Annotated in this window: 22 protein-coding genes; 2 read left to right on the forward strand and 20 right to left on the reverse strand. The window is 58.8% G+C overall.

Going from position 1 to position 19,839, the window contains the following annotated elements:
* Positions 1-56 precede the first annotated feature (56 nt).
* A complete protein-coding gene (locus tag LG374_RS05715) occupies positions 57-1,136 on the forward strand; it encodes a tRNA nucleotidyltransferase (protein WP_225756787.1) in 1,080 nt (359 codons plus the stop codon).
* Here the strand turns inward: LG374_RS05715 and LG374_RS05720 are convergent.
* From LG374_RS05720 to LG374_RS05730, 3 genes are read right to left on the reverse strand one after another with little or no spacing between them, the layout of a single operon-like run.
* Positions 1,133-1,663: a hypothetical protein gene (locus tag LG374_RS05720; RefSeq protein ID WP_225756788.1), complete on the reverse strand. Its 531-nt coding sequence runs from the start codon at positions 1,661-1,663 to the stop codon at positions 1,133-1,135. The genes LG374_RS05715 and LG374_RS05720 overlap by 4 nt on opposite strands.
* A gap of 14 nt (positions 1,664-1,677) precedes the next feature.
* Positions 1,678-2,559, reverse strand: a complete 882-nt coding sequence (gene speB / locus LG374_RS05725; protein ID WP_225756789.1) for an agmatinase — start codon at positions 2,557-2,559, stop codon at positions 1,678-1,680.
* Positions 2,560-2,570: 11 nt separating this feature from the next.
* Positions 2,571-2,996: an excinuclease ABC subunit A gene (locus LG374_RS05730; protein WP_225756790.1), complete on the reverse strand. Its 426-nt coding sequence runs from the start codon at positions 2,994-2,996 to the stop codon at positions 2,571-2,573.
* 92 nt (positions 2,997-3,088) lie between these two features.
* On the opposite strand from LG374_RS05730, the gene LG374_RS05735 reads away from it, so the two are divergent.
* Complete coding sequence (locus LG374_RS05735) at positions 3,089-3,676, forward strand: 4'-phosphopantetheinyl transferase superfamily protein (RefSeq protein WP_225756791.1); 588 nt, start codon at positions 3,089-3,091, stop codon at positions 3,674-3,676.
* On the opposite strand, the gene LG374_RS05740 is transcribed toward LG374_RS05735, so the two are convergent.
* The 17 genes from LG374_RS05740 to accA all read right to left on the reverse strand — a co-directional run bounded on the left by LG374_RS05740 (position 3,655) and on the right by accA (position 19,839).
* Positions 3,655-4,170: a gluconokinase, GntK/IdnK-type gene (locus LG374_RS05740; protein ID WP_225756792.1), complete on the reverse strand. Its 516-nt coding sequence runs from the start codon at positions 4,168-4,170 to the stop codon at positions 3,655-3,657. The genes LG374_RS05735 and LG374_RS05740 overlap by 22 nt on opposite strands.
* A gap of 7 nt (positions 4,171-4,177) precedes the next feature.
* Positions 4,178-5,563 carry a GntP family permease gene (locus tag LG374_RS05745; protein WP_225756793.1) on the reverse strand — a complete coding sequence of 462 codons (1,386 nt, stop codon included), beginning with the start codon at positions 5,561-5,563 and terminating at the stop codon, positions 4,178-4,180.
* 392 nt (positions 5,564-5,955) lie between these two features.
* Complete coding sequence (locus tag LG374_RS05750) at positions 5,956-7,185, reverse strand: beta-ketoacyl-ACP synthase (RefSeq protein WP_304518572.1); 1,230 nt, start codon at positions 7,183-7,185, stop codon at positions 5,956-5,958.
* Positions 7,182-7,910, reverse strand: coding sequence for a 3-oxoacyl-ACP reductase FabG (gene fabG / locus LG374_RS05755; protein WP_225756795.1), 729 nt, complete (start codon positions 7,908-7,910; stop codon positions 7,182-7,184). The genes LG374_RS05750 and fabG overlap by 4 nt, the downstream gene beginning before the upstream one ends.
* Before the next feature lie 296 nt (positions 7,911-8,206).
* A complete protein-coding gene (gene csrA, locus LG374_RS05760; protein ID WP_225756796.1) occupies positions 8,207-8,404 on the reverse strand; it encodes a carbon storage regulator CsrA in 198 nt (65 codons plus the stop codon).
* Between the two features lie 412 nt (positions 8,405-8,816).
* A complete protein-coding gene (locus tag LG374_RS05765; RefSeq protein ID WP_225756797.1) occupies positions 8,817-9,563 on the reverse strand; it encodes a hypothetical protein in 747 nt (248 codons plus the stop codon).
* A gap of 27 nt (positions 9,564-9,590) precedes the next feature.
* Positions 9,591-9,818, reverse strand: coding sequence for a hypothetical protein (locus LG374_RS05770; protein WP_225756798.1), 228 nt, complete (start codon positions 9,816-9,818; stop codon positions 9,591-9,593).
* 43 nt (positions 9,819-9,861) lie between these two features.
* Positions 9,862-10,353 carry a 2-amino-4-hydroxy-6-hydroxymethyldihydropteridine diphosphokinase gene (gene folK / locus LG374_RS05775; protein ID WP_225756799.1) on the reverse strand — a complete coding sequence of 164 codons (492 nt, stop codon included), beginning with the start codon at positions 10,351-10,353 and terminating at the stop codon, positions 9,862-9,864.
* A gap of 9 nt (positions 10,354-10,362) precedes the next feature.
* Positions 10,363-11,685, reverse strand: a complete 1,323-nt coding sequence (gene pcnB, locus LG374_RS05780) for a polynucleotide adenylyltransferase PcnB (RefSeq protein ID WP_225756800.1) — start codon at positions 11,683-11,685, stop codon at positions 10,363-10,365.
* 327 nt (positions 11,686-12,012) lie between these two features.
* The gene (locus LG374_RS05785) at positions 12,013-13,233 is read right to left on the reverse strand and encodes an O-antigen ligase (RefSeq protein ID WP_225756801.1); all 1,221 of its coding nucleotides are present in this window, start codon (positions 13,231-13,233) and stop codon (positions 12,013-12,015) included.
* Positions 13,205-14,818, reverse strand: coding sequence for a glycosyltransferase family 2 protein (locus tag LG374_RS05790; RefSeq protein WP_225756802.1), 1,614 nt, complete (start codon positions 14,816-14,818; stop codon positions 13,205-13,207). Before LG374_RS05790 ends, LG374_RS05785 begins: the two co-directional genes overlap by 29 nt.
* Before the next feature lie 3 nt (positions 14,819-14,821).
* Positions 14,822-15,556 (reverse strand): glycosyltransferase, encoded by a 735-nt coding sequence (locus LG374_RS05795; protein WP_225756803.1) that lies wholly within the window; start codon positions 15,554-15,556, stop codon positions 14,822-14,824.
* A 302-nt stretch (positions 15,557-15,858) separates the two neighbouring features.
* Positions 15,859-16,560, reverse strand: a complete 702-nt coding sequence (locus LG374_RS05800; RefSeq protein WP_225756804.1) for an ABC transporter ATP-binding protein — start codon at positions 16,558-16,560, stop codon at positions 15,859-15,861.
* A gap of 3 nt (positions 16,561-16,563) precedes the next feature.
* Positions 16,564-17,811, reverse strand: a complete 1,248-nt coding sequence (locus LG374_RS05805) for a lipoprotein-releasing ABC transporter permease subunit (protein ID WP_225756805.1) — start codon at positions 17,809-17,811, stop codon at positions 16,564-16,566.
* A gap of 19 nt (positions 17,812-17,830) precedes the next feature.
* The gene (grxC, locus tag LG374_RS05810) at positions 17,831-18,088 is read right to left on the reverse strand and encodes a glutaredoxin 3 (protein WP_225756806.1); all 258 of its coding nucleotides are present in this window, start codon (positions 18,086-18,088) and stop codon (positions 17,831-17,833) included.
* A gap of 68 nt (positions 18,089-18,156) precedes the next feature.
* A complete protein-coding gene (locus LG374_RS05815) occupies positions 18,157-18,576 on the reverse strand; it encodes a rhodanese-like domain-containing protein (RefSeq protein ID WP_225756807.1) in 420 nt (139 codons plus the stop codon).
* 303 nt (positions 18,577-18,879) lie between these two features.
* Positions 18,880-19,839, reverse strand: a complete 960-nt coding sequence (accA, locus tag LG374_RS05820) for an acetyl-CoA carboxylase carboxyl transferase subunit alpha (protein ID WP_225756808.1) — start codon at positions 19,837-19,839, stop codon at positions 18,880-18,882.

Consider the following 19,839-nt stretch of genomic DNA (forward strand, 5'->3'; position numbering starts at 1 on the left):
TTATACGCAGTTGTTTGTTTTCTTTTGTTTTTGCGGCGCTGTCGCGGGAGGATGTGATGGAATTTTTTCTGGTCGGCGGGGCAGTGCGCGACAAGTTGCTGGGTTTGCCGGTGCAGGATCGCGATTGGGTGGTCGTTGGTGCGACAGCGGAGGCATTGCTGGCACAGGGTTTTCGCCAGGTCGGGCGGGATTTTCCGGTGTTTTTGCATCCCGATTCGGGCGAGGAATATGCGCTGGCGCGGCAGGAGCGTAAATCCGGCCCGGGGCATCAGGGCTTCGCTTTTTATTTCGCGCCGGATGTATCGCTGGAAGCGGATTTGTTGCGCCGCGATTTGTCCATCAATGCAATGGCGATGGATGCGGACGGGCGGGTGATTGACCCTTACGGCGGACAGGCGGATTTGGCGGCACGGCGACTGCGCCATGTTTCGCCCGCATTCGTCGAAGATCCGCTGCGGGTGCTGCGCTTGATGCGTTTTTGGGCACGCTTCGCGCCGCTGGGATTCGTGATTGCCGAAGAGACACTGGATTTGTGTCGGGAGATGGTGGCAGCGGGCGAATTGCGCCATTTGAGCGCGGAGCGGGTGTGGGCGGAATGCGAGAAGGCGTTAGGCTCGCCTGCACCGCAGCAGTTCTTCATTGGTTTGCAGATGGTTGGCGCGCTGGATGTGCTGGGAATCTCGATTGGTGACGCCCAGCTTGCGGCGATGAATGCCCGTTTGCAGACGGCTGTCGCGGTTACCAATGCACCTGAGCAGCGCCTCGCGCGGTGGTTACAGGAGGAAGACTGCGCGGCAGCGCGGACGGGTTTGCAGGAAACGCTGCCGCTGCCGAAGCGGTTTGTGTATTGGCTAGCGCTGGTGGCTACTTATGGCACAAGTGTGCAGATGTGGGCAGAACTCACCGGCGAAGCGCGTTGGGCGCTCCTGAAAGCCTGCCACAGTCTGCGTGAGGCTGGTGATGTGCTGACGCTTGCCCGTCTGATGCTGGTGGACGACGCCATATATGCCGCTATTAAAAACGCCCGCGAACGGGTGCGGGCGTTGTCGGTGGATGCGCTGGCGAGGCAGTATCAAGGCGCTGCTCTGGGTGCTGCCATCCGCGCGGCGCAGGAGGCGGTATTGGCAACAAGTTAGTTTTGTACCTGCTCAAGCTTGCGCTCAAAGGTATAGTGGGTAATTTTGCTGTCTTTGAAAATAGGACTTTTGACAGTGATTTTGGTTGTTGTTTTACCTACAAGAATATCTCCTTCTTTGGTAATCAGATCTGGCACTGTCTTTTGTACTTTGGTAGCAAAGGTAATCTCGGCATAATCTTTGAACAGGTTTTCATGATTGATGGTGTACTCAGACAAACGGTCCCATACATAGCCATTTTTTTCTTTTTGGGGCTTTTGAAAGTTCTTGGCTGACTTCGCAAAGTAATCACAGGCGGCTTCTTTATCGCCGTTATTAATGGTGTACTTGTAGCGCGTATATTGATCCTTGATATTGACAACCACATCCGGCGCCAGTAAATCACATAAGGCTTGTGGATCACCTTCACGATTGTAATTAACCTGCTCCACCACCCATGGCCGCATATAAGCATCATGGAATGTCTGGTAATTATGGAAGAGATAAGCGGCAAGACCTAAAGCAATCAGTATCAGGATATGAATCATGGTTGTTCCTTCATTTAAAATTTTCCCAAAGCATGGGCGGTAATACCCATCATTTTGTAAGCGAGATCGGCGGCGGTGAAATCATAAACATGCAGACCGCGAATCGGTGCGAATTCCACCAAATCCAACCCCACGATTTGCCGCTGCCGGGCAATGCTGCCGAGTAAATCCAGCAGCTGCCACCAGCCAAGGCCGCCCGGCACCGGGGTGCCGGTCGCCGGCATCAGGGCACCATCCAGCCCGTCGATATCCACTGTGACGTAAATCTTTTGCGGGAAATTTTCCGGTAAGCGCAGATCATGCTGCGGCGGGCGGCAGATAATGCGCGCATCGTGAGCAGTAATTTGCGCCGGAAATTCGTGACGTACCGCCTGTTCATCCAGACTCAGCGCACGTACACCAATCTGGCACAGTGGCAGCCCTTCATCCACCAAACGCTTCATCACGCAGGCATGGCTCCAGATACTGCCTTCATAGCTTTCGCGCAGGTCAGCATGGGCATCGAACTGCACCACACCAATGCGTTCGCCGGGGAAGGCATCCACCACCCCCATCACCGCGCCATAACTCACGGTATGTTCGCCACCGAGCACAAACGGCAGGTTGCCGCTTTCAGCGGTAGCCCGAGTACGCTCGCGAATACGTTGCAGGATATCGCCCGCCTCGCCCCGGCAATCCACCGCTTCCTGCGTGTAAATGCCCAAGCGGCAGGGTTCGCCGTGCAACTGGTCGTAAGTTTCGAGCTGATTGGAGGCTTCGATGATGGCCGCCGGGCCTTCCGCCGTGCCGCCACCGTAGCTGACGGTCTTTTCATACGGTACGGGTATCACATGAAACAGTGCGTCATCCGGCGCAGGTTGACGGATTTCCGAGCCGAGAAAGATGCGCTCTGCCATAAATCCCTCGCTTAACGTGCCAAATCGCCTTTCAGGGCGACACCGACCCGCTGTCCGCCGGCATGGCATTCATACAGGCTGGCGCTGGAATAAGGCTTCTTGCGGTAATAGCTGATGATATTGATGACTTTGGTGGCACCGGCACGGCGCGCTTCTTCCTGGAGCTGCTTAACAGCCGAGACGAAGGTACGGATGCAGTCGGCATTCAGGGTTTTATCGCTGGCTGCTTCTTTCTTATTGCTTACTTGGCCATCGCGCAACACGGTTCCTTTGCCGGCAGCAAATTCCAGTTTGATGGACGGATCCAGCGATGCTTTTGCCTCTTTGGAATTCAGGGCTTCGGTAATGGAAAGCGTATGGCTACCACTGGTAACGCAGCCACTTGCCAATAGCGCCGCAGTGCAGCAGATAACGGCCAGCTTGACGGAAGTTTTCATGTAAAATCCTTGTGTTAACGAAGATAATGGCTCGAAATGCAGGCTGCATCTCAACTTAATCGTCATTGTAACCAAAGCCTTACCGATTGCCAATGTTCGCCCCTGTCCTCTACTACACCGCGCCGCAAGGCGCTGCTTACGCTCCGGATCAGCTGGACGACAGCGATCGCACCCGCCTGCAACATGCCCCGCAACTGGAACGGCGTGCTGACTGGCGCAGCAGCCGCGCCCTCAAACAGTTACTGCCGCAGCCGTGTCCGCCGTACAGTCTCACCCATAAAAAAGGGCACGCTGTGCTGCTCACAGGCGCGCCCGTCGTTGGCGTCGATATGGAAGCGTTATGGCCGCGTGATTTCACCGCTCTTCTGCCGTGGTTCGCGAATCAGGCAGAACAGCGCTGGTTCAACGCGCAACCTGACCCGGTTCTCGCCTTCTATCGCTTGTGGACTTTCAAGGAGGCGCTCTTGAAAGCATTGCATGCCGATTTTGCCGATCTGCCGCACCTTACGGCAGACACACCTGCTCCGGTGGGGCTGCACTGGCAGCGTTATGCTTGGCTGCTGGCAGGAGAGTGGCTGGTCAGCGCCGTACTGGCAGCGCCCACGCCCCTGCCACCACCACGCATCATCGGCACGGCAGATGTGCAGCATTTGCCCGCCTACACCGCCACATGCGCCTGAATCCAGGCCAACATATCCGCTTGCCCCGCCTGCGCATCGCCAGCATTGTCGATGCGCACGCCGCGCTCATCGGCCTGTAATTCTTCGAGAATGGCCAACTGCGAATCAAGCATGTCGGCTTTCATGTAATGCCCTTGCCGCGCCAGCATCCGTTCCAGGTTGACCGCCTGCGGTGGCGCCAAATGGATGAAGATAACCTCGCCCGTCGCCTCGCGCAGAATGTCGCGGTACTGCCGCTTCAATGCGGAACAGGTGACGACGCTGACCGCCGCCCCCTGTTTGGCCTGCGCCGTCATCCAGTCGCGCAGATTGCGCAGCCAGGGATAGCGGTCTTCATCGGTCAGCGGTATCCCCGCCCCCATCTTGTCGCGGTTTTCCTGAGTGTGAAAATCGTCGCCCTCGGCATAGGGACATTGAAAATGCGCTTGCAGGACGCAGGCAGCGGTTGTCTTGCCGCAGCCGCAAACCCCCATAATGACGAAATGCACGGTCATAACCACCTCACAATAAAGAGAACGCCAGCGCCGACAGGGCAAAGCCGATGACGGCAATCAGCGCCTGGTTGACCGTCCAGGTTTTCAGCGTGGTCGGTACGTCCATGTCGAGCAGGCGCCCGACCAGCCAGAAGCCGGAATCGTTGACATGGCTGGCAAAGACCGAGCCGGAAGCGGTTGCGAGCACGATGGCGGCGAGCTGCCAGTCGTTGTAACCGGCAGCGGCGACCGCAGGCGCCATCAGGGCTGCTGCCGTGGTCAGTGCTACTGTGGCCGAACCCTGGGCGACGCGCAGCACCAGCGCAACCAGAAAGCAGCCGACGATCACGGAAATACCCATATGCGCCATGCTGTCCGCTAGCGCCTTGCCAATGCCGGAGGCACGCAGTACACCGCCAAACATCCCGCCGGCGCCGGTAATCAGGATGACCGAGCAGACCGGCCCAAGTGCGCCGTCCACAGTCTTTTCCAGCGCCGAGGCGTGTTCGCCGCGCTTGCGTCCCAGCACAAACAGGGCCACCAGCACCGCGATCAAAAGCGCAATCGGCGTCGCTCCGAGCATTCTGAGCAGCTTGACCCAGGTGGCATCGGCGCTGACGACTTTTTGGCTGATTAACGTCATAAGGCCGGTATTGAGGAAAATCAGCACCATGGGAATCAGCATGATGCCGATGACTGTGCTCGCCGCCGCAGGCGCACGCGGCGTATCCGTATCACGTTTGCCACCGCTCAGAAAATCCGGCACCGGCACATGAAAATGCCGCCCCAAAAACTGCCCCAGCAAATAACCGCTGAAATACCAGGTAATCACGGCGATAGGCAGGCCGAGCAGCAGCACATGACCGATATTGGCACCATAATATTCGCCGGCGGCAATTGGCCCAGGATGCGGCGGCAGGAATACGTGCATCACCGAAAAAGCGCCAATGGAGGCCAAGCCATACGGCAACACCGGCTCATTCATACGGCGCGCGGTGGCAAACACAATCGGCAGCATGACCACCAGCCCAGCATCGAAGAAAATCGGGAAACCGAAAATCAGCGATGCGACACCGAGGGCAAAGGCCGCCCGCTTCTCGCCAAAAAGACGCACCAAGGCATCTGCCAGCGATTGCGCGCCACCGGAGGTTTCTACCAGCCGCCCCAGCATGGCACCAAAGCCGACCAGAATCGCCACACTGCCCAGCGTGCCGCCGAAATTCTTGATCAGCACCTGATCAACAATGGCTTCCAGCGGCAGCCCGGCGACAATAGCCGTCAGTAGGCTGACCAGCACCAGGGTAAGCAACGCATGCACACGGAAGCGGATGATCATCACCAAAATCAGCAGGATTGCACCGGCAGCGATAGCCAGCAGCGGGCCTGCACTCAGAGACTGTGTCCAGTTATCCATCAATATCTCCCTCTCTCAAATACGACGGTTTGGGTGCTCTCCACCAAACACACGGTAAACAACACACCACTCACGGAAACTCCCGTGTATTTCACGGAAAATCCACCGTTATCATATAGAGGAACATACCCGGCTGCACGATAAAATCGTGCCGCTACCCCGGCTCGCGGCCCAATCGGCCTGCGTGATGGTTTGCCCTGCGTGCATTGCGCAAGCCCAAGTTTTATCCCGCTTGGCGATACTGTGGCAACGGATATTCGGGATGGAGACATTGCAGGTAGCATCTCGACAAACCCAGCATTTACGCCGCTTGACGACTCCGGTGTTTATCCCGCATCCGCTTTGCATTCATAAAAAACCGCCACAGTGGGCGGCTTCGGTAGCGGGGCGCGTCATTCCCGCCAGCGTTTGAAGATGAGTGAGGTGTTGACACCGCCGAAGGCGAAGTTATTGTTCATTACTACCTCGGTATCAATGGCGCGTGCTTCGTCGCGGATGAAATCCACCTGACCGCAGCGTTCGTCCACGTGGCGCAGGTTCAGGGTCGGCATGAACAGGCCGTCGCGCATCATTTCTACCGCAAACCAGCTTTCCAGCACGCCGCAGGCGCCCAAAGTGTGGCCGAAGTAGCTCTTCTGCGAGCTGAGCGGCACACCGCGCGGGAAGAGACGGGCGGTGGCCTGCGTTTCGGCAATGTCGCCCTGTTCGGTCGCAGTGCCGTGGCCGCTGACGTAGCCGACGGCTTCCGGTGCGATACCCGCCTGTTCAAGCGCCATCGCCATGCAGCGGTACATGGTGGCCTGTTCGGGGCGGGTGACATGAGTGCCGTCGCAGTTGCTGGCGAAGCCGATGATTTCCGCGTAGATCCGCGCCCCGCGCGCTTGTGCGCTGGCCAGCGATTCCAGCACCAGCATCCCCGCACCTTCGCCGATGACCAGGCCGTCACGATCGCGGTCATACGGCGCGGGAGTGGTCTTTGGCGCGTCGTTTTTCAGGCTGGCGGCATAAAGCGAGTCGAAGACGCATACTTCGGAATGACAGAGTTCTTCGCCACCACCCGCCAGCATCATCGGAATCAGGCCGAAGCGGATGGCCTCGTAGGCGTAACCGATAGCCTGGCTGCCGGAGGTGCAGGCGCTGGAGGTGGGGATCAACCGCCCTTGCAGGCCGAAGAAGATGGCAAGGTTGGCGGCGGTGGTGTGCGGCATCATGCGGATGTAGGTATTGGCGGAGAAGCCGTCCGAGTGGCCATCCATAATCAGCTTCGCCATATCGCAAATGTCACGGGTGCTACCGGTGGACGAGCCGCTGGCTACGCCCATGCGTCCATCGCGAATGCCAGGATCATCCAGTAATCCCGCGTCGGCAAGCGCCCGCTCGCCTGCTTCGACACACATTTGCGACACCGGCCCCAGACTGCGTAGCTGTTTGCGTGTCCAGTGCGCGGGCGGGGCGTAGCCATCAATCGGCGCGGCAAGTTTGGCGCTTAAATCTTCCACATCTCGCCATTCCGGCATCGCGCGTACGGCGTTTTCGTAACGCAACATCCGCGTGCGTACCGTCGGCCAGTCCTTGCCAAAAGCCGTCACTGCGCCAAAACCCGTAATCACCACTCTGTTCAACACAATCCTCCGTTCACCGCCAATACCTGCCGGGTAATGTAACCCGCGCCGTCGCTCATCAGGAAGCGTACCGCCTGCGCGACCTCATCCGCCTCGCCGCAGCGGCCAAGCGGGATCATTTTCAGAATCTCGGCAACCGGCACCCGTTCATCCACCATGTCCGTGGCTATCAGCCCCGGCGCGACGGCGTTCACTGTGATGCCACGTTTACCGAGTTCGATGGCCAGCGCCTTGACCGCGCCAATCAGTCCCGCTTTTGCGGCGCTGTAATTGACCTGGCCGCGATTGCCGATAAGACCCGATACCGACGATACAGCGACAATCCGTCCACCGCGCCGCAGGCGGATCATCGGCATGATGAGCGGGTGCAGTACGTTGAAAAAACCGTCGAGATTGGTGCGTAGCACAGCATCCCAGTCTTCATCGCTAAGCGCGGGAAAGGCACCGTCGCGACTGAGACCGGCATTCAGCACCACACCATAATAGGCGCCATTTGCGGCAATATCCGCTTCCAGCACCGCCCGCGCCGCCTCACGATCGGCAACATCAAAGGCGAGCAGACGTGCCGCACCACCTGCCGCCGTAATCTGCGCGACGGTGGTAACAGCATCGTCATGCCGGCCGCGATAGTGCACAGTCACAGCAAAACCGTCTGCGGCGAGACGCAGGGCAATTGCCCGCCCGATACCGCGACTCGCCCCGGTGACCAATACCGCTTCAGCCATGCGCTTTCTCCTTGGGAAAATAAAGATGCGGGCATTGTAACCGTTCCCTCCGGCGGGCAGGGAACACGTCCTTGGCGACATGATGCACGAGGAAGATGTTGATTCGGGAAATATCCGCTACGCGGGCCGATGTTGAGAAGGCGGGCAAAGCCGCCACCGATGAGAAGTTCGCTTGACGCGAATAAAGAACGACGTGTAACAAAAAGTGCCAGAAACTGCTCTGGCAATACCGCATGCTGGGTTATGAAAAAGATAAAGCAGGTTCCGGATGGAGCCTGCCGAAAGATGATTGATGTTTATTCTGCCGAGGAGGAGGTGTTGCCCGGATTATTTTCGCCCATCAGACGCTGATAAATTTCTTCCCGGTGCACCGCGATATGATCCGGTGCCTTGATGCCCAAGCGCACCTGATTACCCTTTACTGCCAACACTGTGACTTCTATCTCGTCGTCAATAATGATGGTTTCTCCTACCCTGCGGGTAAGTATCAACATAATGAATACTCCTAAATTTTCCTGATACGCCTTATTGCGCAATTCTTTGGCGCTCCATGATTGCCCCACGAGGCGCGCTTACCCTCTCGGGAAACGGCACCGTTTCTTATCGGTCTACCTTTTCCCTGCTTTTTCTGTCACTTAGCGGCACATGGCACCGCAGCCGTTGTCGGTCGTGTTGTATCGTATTTGAGAAAAACGCTGCCTCGACAATGAAAATCTGCCTAGGCAACTTTGTGGATTAGATGTGAACTTTGCTTCCAATTAACAATTTTTTCACATTTACAACCGCCAAGAGCGCCGCAAAATTTGCAAAAAAAGCGACTCGCATTTTAAGCAAAAAGGTTGCCGCTTCCAAATATAATCGGGGAAATATTCAAGATAGAAAAAAAATATCAGTATTTATACGTGGTTAAGTTCCCAATCTAACTGAATGGCTACTTTGAATATTATTATCGAGCTGTGCCCATAAGATGGCATCCGCTCCTGCTTTTGTAGTGTGGATTAGTGTGAAAACATCATAGCAATCAAAGTAACGTATTGAATACCCACGACTTTCTAAAATCTGTCTGCCGCGCTGCAAAGCGCCAACCACATCCTGCCCTGCACTAATAGCCTGGGCACAGCGCTGCAACACGGTATGCAGCAGTTGTTCTTGAGCGTCATTCGTCGGGGTAGGAGCGAGCGCGGCGGCTGTGATATTCACAGGCAGGAAACATTCTTCATTGATGCGATTGGCCAGCCAGTATTGCGGTAGATCGTGCAGGCTGAAGATGGCTATTTGCGGACGCAGCAGGCTGAACAGGCGCAGCAGTTGCAGCCCGAGGCGTTGATAATGGGGCGTGCGTACCAATTCAGGATAAGGCTCGGCAAATTGCAGACTGAGACCGGTACCACAGGGGCAGTTCAGTTCTGCATCAAGCAGCAAGACGGCATCGCAGTCACTATCACTCAGGCTGCTCAGCGTCGTACGGTTGTTTTCACTGTTGCCGTCCAGCACGGTCAATACCAAATCGCAGCGGATACGGGCGCCATGCAGCAGAGCATTGCTTTCGCGCGGCAGTTTGTTCAGGAAAGGGAGGAGAGCCCAGGTTTTGCCGCTATCTTGCTGGGTAAGTTGCCATTCCTTGAGTTGTTTGACGGTTTGGATAATACGCATCGCCACTTCCCTGTTACTGGACGTGACTCAGTCGTCGTCGCGGTATTCGTCGTCGTAGCCGTAATCATCGAAGTCGTCACGCTCGTCGCCTTCGTCATCGTAATACCAGCCATCTTCACCGCTACGTTCTGCGCCGTCCCAATCTTCCTGATAGTCATCGGCGTCTTCTTCATCTTCCATTTCCCGCCATTCGCGTTCCAGCTCCGCTTCGCGGTCGAAATTGTCGTAATCAAAGTCATCATCTTCGGGGGACATATTCAGGACTCCTATGGGGCAATGCGTAGCGATTAAGCAATATTCATGCCGCTTGCCAGTTGTCGTGCAAAATTCGGGTGATACCGCTGGCGTCGCAGCGGGCCAGCCATTCGCGCACACTGATGCCGTCAAGCAGATGTTCCGGGTTCAGATCCGCCAAGGGGTACAGGACGAACGCCCGCTCGCGGATACCGGGATGCGGCAGGGTCAACTGCGGCAGGTCGAGGCGCAGATCATCATAAAGCAGCATATCGAGATCCAGGGTGCGCGGCGCGTTTTTGAAGGGGCGCTCGCGCCCCTGTTCCTGCTCGACGTGTTGCAGCAGTGCCAGCAGTGCCAGTGGCGACAGGTCGGTGCGGTAGCGGATGACGGCGTTAATGAAATCAGGCTGGTCGGTATAGCCCCACGGCGGGGTACGGTAGAGCGCGGAAGCGGCGTCTTCCTGCAACACCGCTGCCAGCGTCTGCCGCGCGCGCAGCAACTGGGCGACAGGCTCGGCCTGATTGCTGCCGAAAGCGATCCAGGCGGTAGGCATGATGCATCCCTAGCCGCGTTTACGTCGTGCACCGCTGCGCGACCGTCGCCGGCGCGTGCCGTTGCCGCCTTCCTCCTGGGTAACGCGCATTTGCGCAATATCAACGGAGATATCCGGGTCTTCCTGCAATGCCGTCCACAGCGCGACCAGATCATCAATTTGCTCACCCGCACCCTGACGTACCAGCAAGAAGTCATAGGCAGCACGGAAACGCGGATGGGCGAGGACGCCGTGCATCTTGCGCAAATTGCCGCGTGCTGCCTGTTCCAGCCGTGCCTGCAATGTCCAGATCTCGCGAATCATGCCGCGCAGCCGTACCGGTATCGCCAGGCGCTCGCTAGCGGCAATATGCACCACATCCACCGCTTCGTGCATGGCACTGTGCCAGTTGTCGCGCTCTTTCAGCAAGCCGCGATACTGCAACTGATACACCGGCCAGAGAATGGCAGCGAGCAGGAAGGCAATCGTCACCGGCTTGTCCTCGGCAACCCGCGCATCGGTATTGGCGAGCGCAATACGCACCAGGCGCTGCGCATATTGCGCATAGACGGCGTTCGGATGCTCGAACACATGGCCGGCATCGGGAAAGAGCATCGCAAACAGCCCATAACGCTGCAACACTTCAAAACACGCCTCGCCATAGCCGCTCATAAACAGCTTCTGCGCCTCATCAAAAAGACGCGCGGCGGGTACGGCACGCAAATTGTCGCGGCAATCGGCAATCGCCGCTTCCGTCGCCGCTTCCAGCGGCATACCGAGTTTGGCGGCAAAGCGGGCGGCGCGCAGCATCCGCACCGGGTCTTCTGTGTAACGCGTCGCTGGATCACCGATGATGCGGATTATCCGCGCCTCAATATCCGCCAGTGCGCCGACATAATCGCGCAGCTCATCATTTTTCACATCGTAATAAAGCGCATTGATGGTGAAATCGCGGCGCACGGCGTCATCCTCAATCGAGCCATAGTGATTGTCTTCCAGCACTGAGCCGAAACTGTCGGTGCGCGCCAGACGTTCGGGCGGGGCACGGAAGGTCGCCACCTCGATAATGTCCCGACCAAAATGCACATGGGCGAGACGAAAACGCCGCCCAATCAGGCGACAATTACGGAAAATCGCCGCAACCTCTTCCGGGCGGGCATTGGTGGCAATATCAAAATCCTTTGGCCGCTTGCCGAGCAGCAAATCGCGCAGGCAGCCGCCGACGAGAAAAGCCTCGAAACCGGCTTCATCCAGCTGGCGCACGATCTTCAGCGCGCGCGGATCAATATCATGCACATCTACAGGATGTTCGCCGTGCTTGCGGCAAACGGGAAACAGAGCAGTGTCATTCATCTATGAATCCTTTGGTTGGGAACCCCGCCCTTCGGGGCGGTGCAGGGTTGGGAGGAGCGCATCTCCTGCCAGGGTCTGTTGACATTCAACATTGCGGCGGCTTTTCGGCCAATTTTTGGCATCCGTTGTGTTAACAATGCTCGCAAGGTATCCAACCTTAGCTAAATCTCAACAGGCTCCAGGGCGGGGCAGCGTTGGCCATGCGTCCGGGTAACTCCATGAATGGAAAAAATACAAGCGCCAAAAGCGCGGGAAAAATACGGGCGACGGCTTCCCTGTCGCCCGCTGTGGACGCGCATTGTAACGTGCCGACTGTGCGGAAATCCATTACGCGCGAGGCTGTCCAAGCGACGCATTTTCGCGGTAGGCGGCATACATCATGCACAGCGGCAGGGCGAAAAAGAGGAAGCCGCTGTTGTGGCTGTACAGCGCCGCTTGGGTCATGCTGAAACCGCTGTACAGGAGGATGTGCGCACTGCCGGCGAGGCGTAGCGCAGCAGCGTCCGTATCTGCCGGTTTACCGTGGCGGCGATAGTAGTAAAGCGGGACAAGGAAAAGGTAGAGAACGATGGCGAGGCCGACAGCGCCGCGTCGCGCGAAGGCATCCAGGTATTCGTTGTGCATATGGCCGAACTGGCTGATGGTCGGCCAGCTGGCTTTGTCGGCCAGCATTTGTGCCGTGCCAGGCCCGAAGACGGGATGGCTGCTGCCTTCCAGCCAGGCAAAGTGCCACATTTCAAAGCGCGCCCCGATGGAGGTGTTGCTGTTACCTTGCTGGTAGAGTTCGATGTCGTGCCGCGCTTCCGCGAGGCGTTCGGCGATGAGGTCGCCTTTGCCCAGCCAGAAGGCACCGCCGAGGATGAGTAGGACAGTGGCGCTGATGGCGATACTGCGCGCGCGGAAGTGGCGGCGGCGCAGGGAGAGAATGGCGAGAATGGCGAGGGTCCAGGCCAATGCGGAGAGGCTGCCGCGCGTTTGTGAGAGGACGACGGTGTAAAGCCCGGCAAGGATGCCCGCCAGTGGCGGCAGGAGCGCCCAGCCGCGCGGTTGGCTGCGCAGGCTGCATGCACAAAGGAGGGCAAAGAGCATAGCAAGGTTGCCAAGCTGGATGGGGTGCAGGTAGCGCGCGGCGCGACCATCTGGCAGGCATTCAGGGGCGTAGAGGGTGTAGTAGAGGGCCGAGGCAAGGCCGAGCAGGGCGCCTGCGGCTGCCCCCCACCAGATGGCGCGCGGGTCAGGCGGGTAAGCGGCGAGGTAGGCGAGGATAAGCGGCACGGCGAGGTATTTGACGGGGATGTTGTAGTAGGTGCCGCTCAAGCCGGAATACCAGGCATCAATGATGGCGATGCTGCCCATCAGCAGGAATCCCAGCATGATGAGGTACAGGTCGCGCCCGCGCGGGCGCTTCTGCCACCACTTCGGCAGGGTGAGGAGGGCAGCAAGGAAGAGGATGCCCGCGCCGTAGTTGTAGCCACCCTTGACGGCGAGGCTGAGGGCAAAGGTGAGGAAAGTTGCCGCGTTATTGAAGCGGGTGAGGGTGGTGTTCATGGTGTCCCTTTTTTTGGTACGCGAGCATGAGGTATTTGTTGTAGTGGTAGCAGGCGGTGCTGGCGGCGAGGAGGAGGCCGTAACCGCCGCCGCAGAGTGCGCCGCGCATCAGATATTCACGCAGGAAGGCGACGAGGCTTTTCAGCGGCAGTGTCCACAGGTTGGGGGCGCGGCGCGCACGGTGTTCTTCCGCCCATTCGCGGCTGTAGCGCAGGTTTTTTTCGAGGAAATGGGCGAGGTTGTCGTTGGTGTGGTGCAACAGGCTGCCGGGCAGGGTGATCACGCGAGCATCGCCGCTATCGAGCGATTCGTGCACTTCGTAGGGGCGGTATTGGTAGTGCGCGCGCGGGTAGAGACGGGCGATGCGGTCGTGATACCAGCCATGTACGCGCGTACCGCAGAAAATGTTAGTGCGGCGCACGGCATAGACGGTGCCGGTCTGCGGCGGGAGGGTGAGGACTTGGGCGATGGCGGTGCGGAGGGCGGCATCGGGCTGTTCGTCGGCATCGAGCATGAGGATGTACTCGCCGCTAGCGAGAGCCTGCGCGCGCTGGCGCTGGATACCGAAGCCCTGCCAGTCGCGGTTTTCGTACCACTTGGCACCGAAGTGGGCGGCAATGCGTGCGGTGTCGTCCTGACTGCCGGAATCCAGGATGAGGACTTCGTCGGCGAGGCCTTGAATGGAGGCCAGACAGGCGGGCAGATGGCGGCTTTCGTTTTGGGTGATGAGGACGACGCTGAGAGGGTGCGGGTGCGGCGTCGCGGGCGGGGTGTTTTCCGGCAGGTTATGGATGTTAACGGTGTGCGGCTGGTAGTCGGCGCTGTAGCTCTGCGGGCGGCGATTATGGTCGCAAAGCAGGGCGTATTTGTTGTAGGTGTATTGCGCAAAGAGGCAGGCGTAGATCCAGCCGATGCGACCGCGCAGGAAGCGGCCATCAGCGAGGTATTGTTTGAGGAGCGCCCACAGGCCACGCACGACAGCTCCCAGCGCGCTGCTTTTTTTGCCGCGCGCGGCGGCATCTGCCGCCCAGGTTTCGGCGTAGGCGAGGCGTTTTTGCAGCCAGTGGTAGGGATCTGTCGCGGTGTGGTGGTGCAGGTAGCCGGGCAGGATGGCCGTGGTCGCGCCGGCGAGTTCGACGGATTCGTGTACGGGGTTGGCGTTGTAGTGGTAGTGGCGCGGGTAGAGGCGCCAGTGCGCTTTGTTGCGCCAGCGCGGGTGGTCGATGGGCTGGCCGAAGAGGTTATCGAGGCGGCGGATGCCGTAGATGGTGCTGGCGGGCGCTTCTTTTTTGATGTCCGCCAGTGCGGCGAGCAGCGCGGCGTCGGGCGCTTCGTCCGCGTCCAGTGTCAGTATCCAGTCGCCTGTAGCCAGGGCTTGCGCGCGCTGACGCTGGATGCCGTAGCCCTGCCAGTCGTGGTTTTCGTGCCACTGCGCACCATATTGGGCGGCAACAGCGGCGCTGTCATCGCTGCTGCCCGAATCCAAAATAATGATTTCGTCGGCGACGGTGGCAACGAGCGGCAGGCAGCGGCGCAGGTTGTCCGCTTCGTTTTGGGTAATCATCACCACGCTGAGGCGGTACATGGCTTACCCCCAGTGCTCGGCCAGCCACGGCGCGGGGCGGATGTGGCGGTACCATTTGCCGCCGCCGCCCCGGATGGCACCGTCCGGATTGACTTCGCCGTGGAAGATGAGGATGTCGCAGTCGGGGCGGCGCGGGGTACAGAACAGCGATAGCGGCAGCGGGTAGAGGGCGTGGTATTTGTAGCTCTTGCACCAGTTGTCCGGCCAGTAGCGCAGGGCATCGCGTTCGCGCAGGTAGTGCGACAGCCACGCCTGTTCGTTGCGGAACTCGCGGCGGATGGTGGTGAAGTGGGCACGGAAGGTCGCCAGTAAATCAGGGTAGGCGTCAAGGGTGAAGCGATAGACGGAGCTGTTGCCGACTTTGCGCCATGGCCGCCGCCAGTCGCGGATGATGTAGGTGCGCGCGCTATCGTCCGCATGGTGAGTGAAGAAGTGGTCGATGTTGCGCAGGATGACGACGTCGAGGTCGAGGAAGAGCGCCGTGCCGCTCAGGCCGTACAGGCCGGGGGTGAAGGTGGTGAGTTTGCGCCAGCCGCGCTCAGGCAGGCCGTCAGGCAGGTCAAGTGAGGGAATGGGGTGGCAGACGATAGCGGGGTCGATGCCGTGCGGGTCGTCGGTGAGACAGTGGGTGGTAAAGGGCAGGGTGAGGTGGCGCGAGACCATGCGGTGCAGGCGATTGACGTATTCGGCGGGGTATTTGTCGCCCCATTTCATGCAGAGGATATGGTGTGTATTCATGTTGTTTCTTGTGTTTTTTGGTGAATATGTGCAGCCAGTATAGCGGAAAGGTTATGCTGCTCCTGTTGCATTTCGGATAGCTATCCCTATCCCTGCGCAGGCGACAAAACTTCGCCAAGCGACGTAAATCCTGGACCCGCCAAGCGGTGCGGTTGCTGGCTTTGCCAAGCGGTGTCGTTATAGCAAACCCGGTCAGACGCGCGAACACACTCAGATTATTTTCCGGGATCGGTATCGCTCCTCTGAAACGACGATGTTTCAGGCGGGTGGTAAAAATCCCCGCAAGCGGGGATTTCGGGGTTTCAGGCGGCGGCAGGTGGTGGGGGCGTATCACTGAGTTTGCCGCCGACGAGGTAAAGACAACGATCCATTTGCTGTGCCAGATTCATATCGTGAGTGACGATGATCATTGCGCCATGCTGTTCGCCGATGAGTTTTTTCATTAGGGCGAAAGCGTGGGCGGCGTTGTCCTGGTCAAGGTTGCCGGTCGGTTCGTCCGCAAGCAAACAATCGGGGCGGTTGACCAGCGCGCGCGCAATCGCTGCCCGCTGCCGCTCGCCACCGGAGAGTTCACCGGGACGGTGTTTCAGGCGTTCGCCAAGGCCGACTGCTGCCAGCAGTTCGCCTGCCTGCTGGTAGGCTTTGGTGGGTTTGTCGCCGCGAATGAGCAGCGGCATGGCGACGTTTTCTACCGCGCTGAATTCAGGCAGCAGGTGGTGGAATTGGTAAACAAAACCCATGTGGCGATTGCGCAGGCGGGTACGGCGGCTGTCGCTGGCACGGTTGAGGTTTTCGCCGCAGAGGGTGATGTCGCCCTGCTGCGGAGTGTCAAGCCCGGCAAGGATGTGCAGCAGGGTGCTTTTGCCGGTACCGGAGGCGCCGACGACAGCGACGGTTTCGCCCCGCGCAAGGGCAAGGTCGGTACCGCTGAGGATGGTGAGGTTTTCGCCTTTGCTTTGGTAGGCGAAGTGCAGGTTGCTGGCGGTGAGGACGTATTCGCTCATGGTTTACTCGTGGGATAGGGCGCGGGCGGGTTCGGTGCGGGCGGCCATCATCGCCGGGATGACGGAGAAGAGCAGGGTCAGCACGAGGGTGACGATGCTGATGCCGCTGATCACAGCCGGATCGATTTTTGCGGGCAGTTCGTTGATGAAGTACATCTGCGCGGGCAGGGCGTAGCCGGTGTGTTTTTCCAGGAACGCCATGATGGCGGGCACGTTGATGGCGATGAGGATGCCGAGGCTGACACCGAGCACGGTGCCGAGTGCGCCGAAGGTAAGTCCTTGGGTGAGGAAGATGCGGCCGATTTGCCGCCGCGTCATGCCCATGGTGCGCAGAATGGCGATGTCGCGCCGTTTTTCGGTAACAACCATGTACATGGAAGAGAGCAGGCCGAAGGCGGCGACCATGACGATAAGGCAGAGGATGATGAACATGGCGTGTTTTTCGGTCTGCACGGCGCTGAAATAGGAGGCGTTGTCGAGGCTCCAGTCGCTGGCATAGACGCCGGGCGGCAGCTCTGGATTGAGGGCGTCGCGCACCAGGGGCGCCTGCATCGGGTCATGCAGCATGATGTGATAGCCGGTGACGCCATCGGGCAGTTGCAGCAGTTTGGCAGCATCCTTGAGGTTGACGAGCGCCACGCCGTTATCGAAGGCATAGTGGCCACTGCTGAAGGTGCCAATCAGGGTGAAGCGCTTGATGCGCGGCAGGAGACCGGCGGCGCTCGCGGTCACTTGCGGCACGATGATGGTGACTTTGTCGCCGGGTTTGGCGTTGATCTGTTTGGCCAACACTTCGCCCAGGATGAGGTTGTAATCGCCCGCTTGCAGTTGTGCGGCCATATCCGGGTCGAGGTTGGCAAAGGTTTTCGAGACTTTGCCCTCTTCGTTCGGGTCCACGCCTTGCAGAACGACGCCCTGGAAGCGTTCGCTGTCGCCAATCAGGCCCTGCCCCTGCACATAGGGAGCATAAGCGATAAGTTCGGGGCGGTTCGCAAGGTATTGCGCCGGATCGAATTCGGGCGGAATGACACCCGTGCCGTCATTGCTGCGCAGCATGGCGTGTGAGGTCATGGAGAGCATTTTGTCGCGCACCTGGGTGACGACGCCGTTCATGACGGAGAGGACGACGATCAGCGCAGCGATGCCGATGGTGATGCCGATGACGGCAAGGATGGCGTTCAGACCGATGAAGCGCGCACCGCTGCGCGCATAGCTGTAGCGCAGGCCGATTTTGAAGGGCAGGAGTTGCATGGTGTTGTCCGCTTGCCGCTTAGCCGGCGAGAAGGGCGTCGAGTTTGCCCGCGTTTTCGAGGGCGTAGAGATCGTCGCAGCCGCCGACGTGGGTCGTGCCGATGAAGATTTGCGGCACCGTCTGGCGCCCGTTCGCGCGCTTAATCATTTCGTCGCGGCGCTCAGGCTCGCGGCTGATATCGATACCTTCGTACTGCACGCCTTTGGCAGTGAGCAGGCTGTGCGCGCGCTGGCAGTAGGGGCAGGTCGGTTTGAAATACATGGTGACGGGTTGCATGGGAGGCCTCGTGTGTGAACTTGAAAAGGAAAAGCGTGTGGTTGTTCCGCTTAGCAGCGATACCAGTTTTATTTGCTAACGACGGGGAGGTTTTCCGCCAGCCAGCCGTTAATGCCGCCTTCGAGGACAAAGACCGCTTCAAAACCACCCGCGCGCAAGATTTTTGCCGCTGCGTTGACGGAGAAACCATCTGTGTCATAGACAATCAGCGGACGATTTTTTGCGCCCCGGATTTTATCGAGTTGCGTGGCAAGGTCGGCAAGCGGGAAGTTCTTGGCGCCGGCGATGTGTGCCTGGTGGAAATCGGGGGTGGGACGGATGTCAATGAAAGTGCCGTTATCGTTGGCGAGGATGGCCGCGCGCGAATTGCCGACTTTTTGCCCGGCTGCACCGCGATCACGCATTTCAAAGAAGATGATGCCCGCGATACAGGCGAAGAAGAGGAGGAAGAGGAAGAGGTTGTCTGCGAAGAATTGTCCGAAGGTCATGATGGGGTCCGTAGGGTTGGAAAAGGGCGGAATTATAGTCGCTTACCCGCGCTTTCCCTAGTTCAGGACGTTTCTATCGTCGAATGGATGAAAAAGCATCACCAAGGCACGCCGCCGCAGATAGTACGGCGCGGGGTTATCTTAAAAATCGTGCAGTAATTTTTATGGGCCCCGGTCAGGCGACACAATGCCGTTACGATTTAGATGTTTAACTATATATGCGGGAGAGCGGCAACGCTGCCTTGTCAGCAAAACGCCCACCGGACGGTGGGCGTGATATCCGGCTGGTGGCAGCAACGGTTTTCAGGCGGTGGTGAATTGGCCATAGTGACGGATTTTATCCATCCGCTGTGCGAGGCGTTCTTCTCCGCTCAGAGCTTCAAGGCGGGTGAGTTCGTCAATGAGGGTGGTGCGCAGGTTTTCCGCCATGGCAGCTTTGTTACGGTGCGCGCCGCCAAGTGGTTCGGCGATGATGCCGTCAATGAGGCCGAGTTTTTCCAGTTTACCCGAGGTCACTTGCATGATTTCCGCCGCTTCGCTCGCTTTTTCTGCACTGTGCCAGAGGATGGAGGCACAGCCTTCCGGCGAGATGACGGAATACATGCCGTATTGCAGCATCAGCACACGGTCGGCAACGCCGATGGCCAGTGCCCCGCCGCTACCGCCTTCGCCAATGATGACAGCGATGGTCGGGATGTTCAGTTTGGCCATTTCGTAGAGGTTGCGCGCGATGGCTTCTGATTGTCCGCGTTCTTCGGCGCCAATGCCGGGATAGGCTCCGGGTGTGTCGATAAAGGTGATGAGCGGGATGCTAAAGCGTTCGGCCATTTTCATCAGGCGCAGGGCTTTGCGGTAGCCTTCGGGGCGCGGCATGCCGAAGTTGCGTTTGACTTTTTCTTTGGTATCGCGCCCTTTTTCGTGGCCGATGATCATCACCGCGCGCCCATCGAGTCGCGCCAAGCCACCGACGATCGCCGCGTCGTCGGCGTAGTGGCGGTCGCCGTGCAGTTCGCGGAAGTCGGTGAAGGCGGCGTTGATGTAGTCGAGGGTGTAGGGGCGCTGCGGGTGGCGCGCCAGTTGCGCAATTTGCCAGTCGTTGAGGCCGGCGAAGATGCTTTCTGTGAGGGTGCGGGTTTTGCTTTGCAGGCGCTCGACTTCGTCGCTGAGGTCAACTTCGGTCTGGCTGCTGAACTGGCGCAGTTCGGCCAGTTTGTGTTCGAGTTCGGCGATGGGTTGTTCAAATTCGAGGTAGTCGGGGTTCAT

Source organism: Cardiobacterium sp. Marseille-Q4385, assembly GCF_916618745.1.
Lineage (GTDB): Bacteria > Pseudomonadota > Gammaproteobacteria > Cardiobacteriales > Cardiobacteriaceae > Cardiobacterium.